Raw genomic sequence first — 9,084 nt, 5'->3', positions numbered from 1 at the left:
GTAGTCACGGAACCGCGCAACCTGCTCGGTGAACTGCACTCGTCTCTTCATCGAGGCAGGACTCTATGGGCACGGTCAACGCCCTCGCTGGGAATCTCGGCCGGGCCTGCTGGCCTGCGGGCTGGCTCAGGCGGCAGCTTCCTCAGCCACAACAGTTGGAGTGACCCGCTCATCCAGACCGTCCCAGGCCTCGGCGACCCGGTAGGTCCGATCGGGCTCGAGAAGCGCGCGCGACGCTCTCGATGGCCTTCGCTGTGAGGAGCGGGAAGTTAGCCAGGTCGTCATCAGTGAGCATGCCGGTACTCCGCGCGAGGGATTCCCGGAGCCGCTCGAAATCCCAGTGGATCTGTCAATTGGTGCGCCAAGAGGCTGATCCTTCCTGGAGGCCGGGGTGGCCGGTGTAACGGCAAGAGGCCGCGGGCATGACGGGCCACGATGCGCCGCATGGCTGCGATGTCACGCAAATTGCGGGGCTGGGTCGTGCAGAGCCACGTGCAGAGCAATCGTGGGGTGGAAACCGGGAGATCCATCTGAACAGAAGTCGACCACGTGGCCCTGAGCAGACCACTCCCCACATTCGTCACCGTCGCAGCGACGCGCCAGGTCGGCCTCCTCATCGAGTCGGGCCTCGATGAACCTCACCAGATCTTCATTCACGGGCGCATCTTCGATGATGCGCAAAAGGGCCAGGTGGAATGATGCCGCAAGCAGTGGCGCGGCCTGGCCACACGTACGGCAAGACCGCAACCATCTACTTCGCCGCCCTCCACCTCGCAGGCATGTTCATCTGGTCGGCGAGATGACCGAAGGAGGCGGCCCGGTCTTTTGCTTGGAGGTGGGGGCGCCTACCAGTGGTTCCAGACCTCTGCGGAGGCGATGTCCCAGGAGGTGCTCGCGATCGCCCCGGTGTTGAAGAACAGGGCCCAAGTCACCACGGTGTCGCCGGCTCGCTGTGCGCCCAGCTCTATCTCGAAGCCGTAAACAGACAGGTCGCCCCTGGGGCCGCATCGGAGTTCGGCCTGCTTGATCGCGTACGCTTCCGTGTCCTCGGAAAGCGGAAGCGGGCGGCGTCAGGACGACGGATCCTCGAGTCCCTCCAGGCTGTCCATGAACGAGCTGACGGAGAACACCGCACGCCCGGGACCGGCGGGGCCGTAACCAGGCGGGGAGCTCAGGCCGAACTCCTCCAGCGTCGCACGGTAGGTCTCCAGCAGGCGGATGTGGTATTCGAGCGGTGCCCCCAGGGGGTTGGCCCTGCCCAGCGGGGTCGTCGGCTCGGGACACCAGGTGGTGAAACGCGGTACGACGCCGTGCGACATGAAGAACCGCAGGCCCTCGGCGGTCGACTCGATCGCCTCGCTCACCTTGGAGAAGCCGAACGGCTCGGCCATCTCGATGCCCGCCACGAAGTTGGGGATCACGTTGCGGGGCCCGAACACCTCGGTCGAGTCCAGGATCCTGCGGTGCCACTCGTCGCGGCCCACGTAACGTTCCTTTCCCGGGCAATGCAGCTGGAACAGCCGGCGGTCCCACACCTCGAAGTTGGGGTGGTAGATCCGGATGCCGTAGTCGTGGAAACGCTGCACGTCGTCGCGGGGCAGCGCCTGGGCGACCACCTTGCCGGTCCAGCGGCCGGGGAACCGCTCCTCGATGGCCTTCGCGTAGTGGCCGTAGAAATCGGCCTCGTCGCGGCCGCCGACCTGCGAGGTGATCGAACCGCCCGTGAGGGTGTACGCCCGGGAGGTCCCCGCCGTGTCGTACCGGTCAATGATCTCCAGGGCCTCCAGCACCTCCTCCACCGGCTTTACACCGGTGTACGGGCGGCCCGCCGCCTTGTGCTGGCGCCAGTTGTGGTTGATGTCGCAGAACTGGCACTCCTCCTTGGCGCCGAAGTACTGGCACACCCGAAAGACCGTCAGATAGATGAGGTAGCCCCACTGGATCGTCGGCGCGACCTCCATCACCGACTTGCCGTTCGACAGCTCGTGTCGGTAGTACTCCGGCATCGGAGGCAGGCCCACGTCCGCGATCCGCACGTTGTCGAGGTACAGACCGAGCGCACCGCCCTCGCCGCTCCGCACGGTGTACGGGGAGTCGGGGTTGACCCGGACGGACACGACGGTGCGGCGCAGTTCGTAGGGGCCGCCGGTGAGCACGATCTCCTCGGGCGGGCGGTTCAGCGCGGCGGCGCCGAGCTCCGGCAGGGTCCGGTGGTCGAAGGAGAAGATGAAGTACGACTTCGGCTTCACGTCACCGGAAGCCCCGTCGGCCGTACCGCTGAGCGCGGACTCGTCGAAGGCAATGCCGCCGCGTAGCAGGTCCTCTTTGATCACGGCTTCCCGCGGGACGTGGGGGAAGCGTCCCATCAGGTCTTCCAGCAGCGCGGTACGGCTCGGGCTCTCCATGTTGCTCTCCTCGTGAAACGGTGGGCGGGTTGTTCTGTTCACGGTCGGCGGGCGTGCAGCACGTGCATGCCCCGGGGGCCCGCGGCGTCGTGGGCGATCTCCAGCCCCACGGCACGGCATCGGGCGGCCAGCCACTCCGCGCCGATGCGCAGCTTGGGGTAACTGCTCGCCCGCATCGACCACTGGCCGTCCGTGCGGGTGTGGAGCAGGTCGTGTACCACGACGGTCTCCTCGTCGCGGTACTCGAGGAAGCAGGTCAGCAGGTGGTTCTCGTCGCTCCGCACGGGAAGGAAGCGGTCGGTTCCCTGGAGCGGCCGGGTGAGGTCTCGGTACGTGATGACCAGGTGGCCGCCGGGTGCGAGGGCCTTCCGGGCGTCGCCCAGCAACGCCACCACGTCGGACGCGGCGGGGAGATGGGGAAGCGTGTCTCCCATGCAGACGACGACGCCCGCCGTCCCCGGGGCGGCGACGTGCGGCAGCGCCGTGCGGATGTCGGCGAGGACCGGCCTGACCGGTGACCGATCGCCGGCGTGGCGGGCGAGTTCGTCGAGGAGTTTCCGGCTCGTGTCGACGGCCGCGACGGACCGGAAGCCGAGGTCGGCCAGCGCCAGGGACTGGGCGCCGGACCCGCAGCCGAGGTCGACGGCGACGGCGTCGTCGAATTCGGCGGGCGAGACGCCGAGACCACGGAGCAGCGCGGACTGCTCCTCGGCCAGCGCGACGATGTCGCCGCCGAGCATCCAGGTGTACCGGTCTGCGAGGAGGTCTTCGTAGTGCTCGGTCGCTGTTGCCATGCGAACTCCCTGGGTGGAGGGGTAAAAGGTGTTCGGAGCGTCAGCCCGCCGCTTCGTCGGCCTCCGCGGTGCGGACCCAGTCGGCGAGATCGGCGAGGTGGACGTTGGCCCGGGCTGCGTCGAGTTCGGTGCCGAGCGCAGACCGATAGGTGAAAGTGGCCGCCGTGTACCGCCGGCGGCCCGCTTCTGTGATGGCGGCGGTCACGGCGCGCCCGTCGCCGGACCAGGAGGTCCGCTCGGCCAGCCCCTGCGCCTCAAGGCGGGCGATCAGCCGGGTCACCGAGCTGTCCTTCATCCCGATGCGATCGGCCAGTTCACCCATCCGCAGCGCGCCGCCGCTCTCGGGCCGGCTCAGCGCGCACATGGCCCGGTACTCGGACAGCGGCAGGGCGTGCCGCCGGCGCAGTGCTTCGTCGAGCCGGCGCTCCATCCGGCCCAGCAACCGCACCGCCATGCACCAGCGTTCGTCCTCGGCGTCGCTGGCGGGCGCGGAGTCCGGCACCGTGTGCTCCTGGGGCGCATCCATGGAGGACAAGCTATCTGCTTGCACAAGCAAGGACTTACGAAGGGGTGGATTTCCGGCGTGGCGCCCTTGGGCCCGTTCAGACCGCCGTGCACCTTGCTCCGTGCCCACGACGGGGCTCGGCCGCAGCGTCGGATCAACCACGAACTTCACCGCACGGCCGCACACAGCACCGCGTCCAACAGCTCGAACGGCTCGTCGCGCCGAGCGGTCGGACACTCGTAGAACTTGCCTCGGATTCCTCATGAGTTCGATCAGGTTCTCCAGCGAGCAGCCGAGGCGGTCGACCTCTCGCGGCCCCTACTACGACGCGGTGCCGTCGGTCACCCCCTCGGAGATCCCCGGCGCCGAGGGTTGCACCGAACTCAAGGTCTATGACCGTGCGGTGGCGGAGGTGACGAGACTGGACGAGCACCCGGAGGGGACGCCGCCGCACTGGATGGCGTACTGCACCGTGGAGGACATGGACAGGTGCAGGCGGTCGCGGTGCGGGCCGGCGGCTCGGTGTCGGGCCTCGGCGATTGACATCCCGTCGAGCGGATGGCGCTCGCGGACCCGCAGGGCGGGGCTTCCCCGACATCAAGCCGACGTGCGAACCCCAGCAGCCCGCCTCGATGTGACCAGGGCCACAGGGAACGTTCTCCATGTGCGCCTCCTCCTCGGGGTGTCGGTCCTTCCACCAACACTCCGGGGGTCACTCGTGGTTGACATCAGCAGACAACGGGCCGGGCGGGCGCTGGCCGCCCTGTTCGCCGTCGACGGCCTCGCCCACCTGTACTGGGCCACCGGCCTGACCTGGCCCGCGCCCGACGAACGGGCGCTGTCCCTCGCAATCCTCGGCGGAGTCGTGTCCTTCGCGCCGCGCGTGGTGCTACCGCTGGCCCTGCTCGGGCTGACCACCGCCGCCCTCCTGTTCGCCCGCGGCAACGGGCACGGCGGGTGGTTCGCCGCCGCCGCGGCCTGGGCGGTTTCCGCCGGGCTGCTGGCACGTGGACTGCTCGGCCTGATATGGGCGTTCGGCGTCGGCGACGGGGCCGGGCCCGCCTTCCACTGGCTGAACCTGATGCTCTACACCCCACTCTGCCTGGGCTTCGGCTGGGTGGCAGCGACCCGCCTGCTCGGCCCGCTGCCCCGGAAGCTCCTCGCGCTGCCCCTCGCCGTTGTGGCGCTGCTCGCGGGCACGGCGTACGCCTACCAGCCGGCTGAGCAGCGCGGTTACGCCGCCCCGGCGGACTCGCGGTGGGTGGAGACGCCGGTGGCGCGTTTCCACTACGTGCAGCAGGGGTCCGGCGGCTCCCCCGTCGTGCTCCTCTCCCCCGGCGCCTCCTGGACGTTCGCGTGGCGCGAGCAGGTCGCCGCCCTGTCCCGTACCCACACGGTGTACGTGGTCGACCTGCCCGGGCAGGGCTTCACGGAGCTACGCGACCGCTCCCTCACCTGGGACCTGGACGGCATGACCAAGGCCATCGGTAGCTTCCTGGACGCCACCGGCATCCAGCGGGCCGCGCTCGCCGGGAACTCGTGGAGCGGCGGCTGGGCCCTGGCCTACGCCCAGCGGCACCCGGAGCGGGTGTCCCGGCTGGCCCTGCTCGCCTCCTCCGGGCTGTACGAGCGGGACCCTGCCTTCTGGGAGGCACTCAAACTGCCCGTCGCCGGCGAGCTGTTGACGGGACTCGGGGCGGGCCGCCGGGCCACCGAATCGGCCGTACGCGGGCTGTTCGTGAACCAGGACCGGGTCACCGAGGAGGTCGTGGACGCGGCCTGGGCACCAGGCACGCTCGACACCAACCGGCGCGCCACGTACCGGCTGGAGCGCGGCCTGGACTGGCGGGAGACGCAGGCGGCGCTTCCGTCCACCCGGCAGCCGGTGCTCGTCCTCTGGGGCCGCCAGGACTCTGTCCTCCCTTCCTGGCAGGCGGAACGCTTCGGCCGGCTGCTCCCGGACGCCCGGGTGTCGGTGATCGACGGGTGCGGGCACGCGCTCACCCTGGACTGCCCGGATCGGGTGAACACGGCCATGGAAGAGTTCCTGAAGTGACCGAAGCGACCAGCGACAGACGGGACAAGGGGGTGGCGCTGGCCCGGGCGGCCCGGGCCGGCGACACCCTCGCGCTGCACGAACTCCTCGACCACCTCAACCCGTACATCGCCCGCATCTGCACCCCCATCGCCCTTGCCGACGGCCCGGACGCCACGCAGGAGGCCCTGCTGGCCGTGTTCCGGTCACTCCGGTCGCTGAAGGACCCGCAAGCGCTCTACGGGTGGGTGCGGGCCATCGCGGTACGGGAGGCCGTCCGAATTGCGCAGCGGGCGGCGCGGGCCCGGCCGGCCGAATTGGCCGACATACCGGAGCGCGGGGATCCACAGCTGGCCACCGACATCGACGACGTCCTCGCCCGGCTCTCCCCCGAACACCGGGCCGTACTCGTCCTGCGGGACGTGGAGGGACTTGACGAGGAGGCCGCGGCGGCGGCCCTCCGCATCCCGCCCGGCACCGCCAAGTCCCGGCTGCACCGGGCCCGGATGAGCTTCCGAAAGGCATGGTCCGCATGACGCACGATCTAGACCCGATCCAGCGGCTGCACGTGATGGCGGCCGGGGTGCGCGGCGCCCGCGTCGCCGAGCACGTCCTCCCCGCGCCCTTCGAGGAGACGTGGCAAGCCATGTCCGCCCTGGACTTCCTCCCCGACCTGGAGCGGATCCGGATTCTCCACGCCGACGGCGACCGGCTGGAGGCTCTGGCCTACAGCAAGTACGGGTTCCGCGCGCACCTGCGAGGTTACCGGCGGCCCGGCTGGTGCTGGCTGCAGAGCCGGTTCCTGATCGCAGGCATGGCGGCCGCCCCGACCCCGGACGGCGCCGCCACCCGGATCGCCCTGACCGGCGGCGTCCGCATCCCCACCCGCGCGGCGGTGGTCCCCTTCGGCACCCTGCGTGAACTGGACCACGCGGCCCGCCGCCTCGGCGCGCGGCTCGGCCGCCCGGGTCCAACCGGCCGAGACGAAAGGTGACTTCGGTGGATGCGAGGTGCTTCCGAAGGCCGCCGGGGCCGGATGGCGCGGCTTGGTTCAAGCTGACCGCATGACCACCGACAACGGCCACGTGCTCACAAAGCCAGGAACGACGTAGCGCGCAAAGGTCCTCATCCTTGGCCTGCTCGGCGGCGTCGGCTAGCGCTGTGCTTGCCCCGCCATTCCCTCCCGTCGCTCTCTTCGACGTCCAGCCATATCGAAGCGTCACTCGGCGCGGAAGCTGAGCCAAACCCGCGAATTGACGTCACTGCATGGACGCTCGCCGTCTGTGACAGGTCCTTCAAGCCTCCTCGATGACCGAGCAGATGACGAAAGGCCCCGCAGCGGCGTACTCCCCCGCACCACAGCAGCCTCCCCGAACCGCGCAAACCTCACAGATCAGAACGTTGGGTAGTCGATTCTGACCGGTCACAGACGCAGCGATGAGTTTTCCCGGCCCGGCAAGTCTCACCACCGTTGTCGACAACACAGGAGGAGCACGTGGCTCAGCTACTGAGAGTCCAGAACTTCAACGTCTCGAGTGACGGAATCGGTGCCGGCGAGGACCAGAGCCTCGAGAGGCCGTTCGGTCATGTCGAGCCCGAGAGGCTGTTCGCCTGGGCCGGCGCCACGGCGAGCTGGCCCATGCGCACCGACCCCGGAGGGAGCCGGGGCCTGGACGACTACCTCACGCGGGACTACGCACGCAACATCGGCGCCGAGATCATGGGCCGCAACAAGTTCGGACCCCAGCGCGGGCCCTGGCACAACCATGAGTGGCAGGGCTGGTGGGGTGACGAGCCCCCGTTCCGCACGCCGGTGTTCGTCTTGACCCACCACAAGCGTCCTTCGCTCACGCTTTCCGACACCACGTTCCACTTCGTCGACGGCGACCCTGCCACGATCCTCGAGCAGGCCCGGGAGGCGGCGCAGGGCAAGGACGTCCGACTCGGCGGCGGGGCTACCACCATCCGGCAGTTCCTCGACGCCGACCTCGTCGACACCATGCACGTGGCGGTCTCGCCGGTGAAGCTCGGGTCCGGAGTACGACTCTGGGAGTCCCCCGATGAGCTGCTCGACCGGTTCCACCTGGAGGTCGTTCCCAGCCCGAGCGGGGTGACGCACCACCTGTTCTGGCGAAAGTGACCGGACCTCAGGGCTGGCCCCGGTCGGCTGTTTTGCCTACCAGGCCAGCCCTGAGGCAGGCCGTCGAGTCGCGCCCCGGACAGTCAGCCGACCATGACGGTTCCCTCAGCTCGTGCCCGGCCGGAGGCGGGCAGGTGTGCAAAGATCGCGGCGCAGCAAGTAAGTGCTGGCCAGAGCGCCATCCTCAGCGCGCCACAAGTTTCGGACTGCGAGCATTCGATCCCTTCTTGTGATCACAGCCGGCCGCCAGTGCTCCAACTCGTAGTGGAGCCAGTCGGATGCGGTCTGGTCCTGGCCGTGAGCGAAGCCCAGCAGGTGATCGGTGCACGAGTTCGCCGTTCGCCGTGTCGGCGGCGAGCACGGGATCCGCCGAGTCTCGCAGTGGTCGCCCTCCGCCGTCTGGGGTGACAGGCATGGTGACCGTCATGCGGTGCAGGCCGCCCAGGGCCGGCCCACGGATGTCAGGAGTTCCGGGGAGTCACTAGGCCGGATTCGTAGGCGAGGACCACGAGTTGGGCACGGTCGCGGGCGTGGAGTTTGGACATGGCCCTGTTGATGTGGGTCTTCGCTGTCACTGGACTGATCACCATGCGGTCGGCGATCTGGTCGTTGGACAGGCCCTGCGCGACCAAGGTGACGGCCTCGCGTTCGCGGCTGGTCAGTTCGTCCAGCCCGGTGTCGTCGACGGCGGGCGGCTGGGTGACGTACTGGTTGATCAGCTTGCGGGTGATGGATGGCGCGAGCAGCGCGTCACCGCGGGCGGCGACACGCACGGCGTGTACGAAGTCGTCCGGCACGATGTCCTTGACGAGGAAGCCGGCGGCGCCGGCGCGGAGCGCGTCCAGCACGTACTCGTCCATACCGTAGTTGGTGAGGATGACGACGTGCACCGGGGCCAGGGCCGGGTCCGCGGCGATGCGGCGGGTGGCCTCGATGCCGTCGACGACCGGCATCTGGATGTCGATCAGCACAACATCAGGTAGGTGCTGTTTGGTCAGCGCCACGCCCTCTTCGCCGTCGGCTGCCTCGGCGACCACCTCGATGTCGTCTTCAAGGCTGAGGAGTGCACGAAATCCGCTGCGAATGAGCGGCTGGTCGTCGACGAGCAGGACACGGATCATGACGCTCGTTCCACGGGGAGTTCGGCCTGGACGGTGAAGCCGCCCTCGGTGGCCGGCAGGGCGCCCCGCCCCCCCCCCAGGGCG

The 9,084-nt window shown here is 69.3% G+C and carries 10 protein-coding genes; 5 read left to right on the top strand and 5 right to left on the bottom strand.

The window, feature by feature from the left end:
• Positions 1-456: 456 nt before the first annotated feature.
• On the bottom strand, positions 457-603 hold the full coding sequence (locus ACFC0D_RS37285; RefSeq protein WP_376446238.1) for a hypothetical protein: 147 nt from the start codon (positions 601-603) through the stop codon (positions 457-459).
• On the opposite strand from ACFC0D_RS37285, the gene ACFC0D_RS37280 reads away from it, so the two are divergent.
• Positions 550-699, top strand: a complete 150-nt coding sequence (locus ACFC0D_RS37280) for a hypothetical protein (RefSeq protein ID WP_376446240.1) — start codon at positions 550-552, stop codon at positions 697-699. The two genes, ACFC0D_RS37285 and ACFC0D_RS37280, sit on opposite strands and share 54 nt — an antisense overlap.
• A gap of 371 nt (positions 700-1,070) precedes the next feature.
• Here the strand turns inward: ACFC0D_RS37280 and ACFC0D_RS37275 are convergent, their stop codons facing one another.
• Genes ACFC0D_RS37275 through ACFC0D_RS37265 form a run of 3 tightly spaced genes read right to left on the bottom strand, consistent with a single transcriptional unit; the run spans position 1,071 to position 3,725 of the window.
• Positions 1,071-2,405 (bottom strand): radical SAM protein, encoded by a 1,335-nt coding sequence (locus ACFC0D_RS37275; RefSeq protein ID WP_376446235.1) that lies wholly within the window; start codon positions 2,403-2,405, stop codon positions 1,071-1,073.
• A gap of 38 nt (positions 2,406-2,443) precedes the next feature.
• Positions 2,444-3,199 (bottom strand): class I SAM-dependent methyltransferase, encoded by a 756-nt coding sequence (locus ACFC0D_RS37270; protein WP_376446232.1) that lies wholly within the window; start codon positions 3,197-3,199, stop codon positions 2,444-2,446.
• Positions 3,200-3,239: 40 nt separating this feature from the next.
• A complete protein-coding gene (locus ACFC0D_RS37265) occupies positions 3,240-3,725 on the bottom strand; it encodes a MarR family winged helix-turn-helix transcriptional regulator (protein ID WP_376446229.1) in 486 nt (161 codons plus the stop codon).
• Positions 3,726-4,422: 697 nt separating this feature from the next.
• Here ACFC0D_RS37265 and ACFC0D_RS37260 point away from each other — a divergent pair.
• The 4 genes from ACFC0D_RS37260 (at position 4,423) to ACFC0D_RS37245 (ending at position 7,879) form a co-directional block, all read left to right on the top strand.
• Positions 4,423-5,760 carry an alpha/beta fold hydrolase gene (locus tag ACFC0D_RS37260; RefSeq protein WP_376446226.1) on the top strand — a complete coding sequence of 446 codons (1,338 nt, stop codon included), beginning with the start codon at positions 4,423-4,425 and terminating at the stop codon, positions 5,758-5,760.
• On the top strand, positions 5,757-6,275 hold the full coding sequence (locus tag ACFC0D_RS37255) for an RNA polymerase sigma factor (protein ID WP_376446223.1): 519 nt from the start codon (positions 5,757-5,759) through the stop codon (positions 6,273-6,275). The genes ACFC0D_RS37260 and ACFC0D_RS37255 overlap by 4 nt, the downstream gene beginning before the upstream one ends.
• On the top strand, positions 6,272-6,733 hold the full coding sequence (locus ACFC0D_RS37250) for a hypothetical protein (RefSeq protein ID WP_376446220.1): 462 nt from the start codon (positions 6,272-6,274) through the stop codon (positions 6,731-6,733). The genes ACFC0D_RS37255 and ACFC0D_RS37250 overlap by 4 nt, the downstream gene beginning before the upstream one ends.
• A 501-nt stretch (positions 6,734-7,234) precedes the next feature.
• A complete protein-coding gene (locus ACFC0D_RS37245; protein WP_376446218.1) occupies positions 7,235-7,879 on the top strand; it encodes a dihydrofolate reductase family protein in 645 nt (214 codons plus the stop codon).
• Between the two features lie 461 nt (positions 7,880-8,340).
• Here the strand turns inward: ACFC0D_RS37245 and ACFC0D_RS37240 are convergent, their stop codons facing one another.
• Complete coding sequence (locus tag ACFC0D_RS37240) at positions 8,341-9,000, bottom strand: response regulator (RefSeq protein ID WP_376446215.1); 660 nt, start codon at positions 8,998-9,000, stop codon at positions 8,341-8,343.
• Positions 9,001-9,084 lie beyond the last annotated feature (84 nt).

Source organism: Streptomyces sp. NPDC056222 (genome assembly GCF_042264065.1).
GTDB lineage: Bacteria > Actinomycetota > Actinomycetes > Streptomycetales > Streptomycetaceae > Streptomyces.
Note: the sequence above shows the minus strand (reverse complement) of the source record. Positions and strands in the feature narration are given on the sequence as shown.

Bases quoted from the DNA above. Each gene is read 5' to 3' on its own strand.
- ACFC0D_RS37275 (WP_376446235.1), bottom strand. From the start codon at position 2,405: ATGGAGAGCCCGAGCCGTACCGCGCTGCTGGAAGACCTGATGGGACGC.
- ACFC0D_RS37270 (WP_376446232.1), bottom strand. From the start codon at position 3,199: ATGGCAACAGCGACCGAGCACTACGAAGACCTCCTCGCAGACCGGTAC.
- ACFC0D_RS37265 (WP_376446229.1), bottom strand. From the start codon at position 3,725: ATGGATGCGCCCCAGGAGCACACGGTGCCGGACTCCGCGCCCGCCAGC.
- ACFC0D_RS37250 (WP_376446220.1), top strand. From the start codon at position 6,272: ATGACGCACGATCTAGACCCGATCCAGCGGCTGCACGTGATGGCGGCC.
- ACFC0D_RS37240 (WP_376446215.1), bottom strand. From the start codon at position 9,000: ATGATCCGTGTCCTGCTCGTCGACGACCAGCCGCTCATTCGCAGCGGA.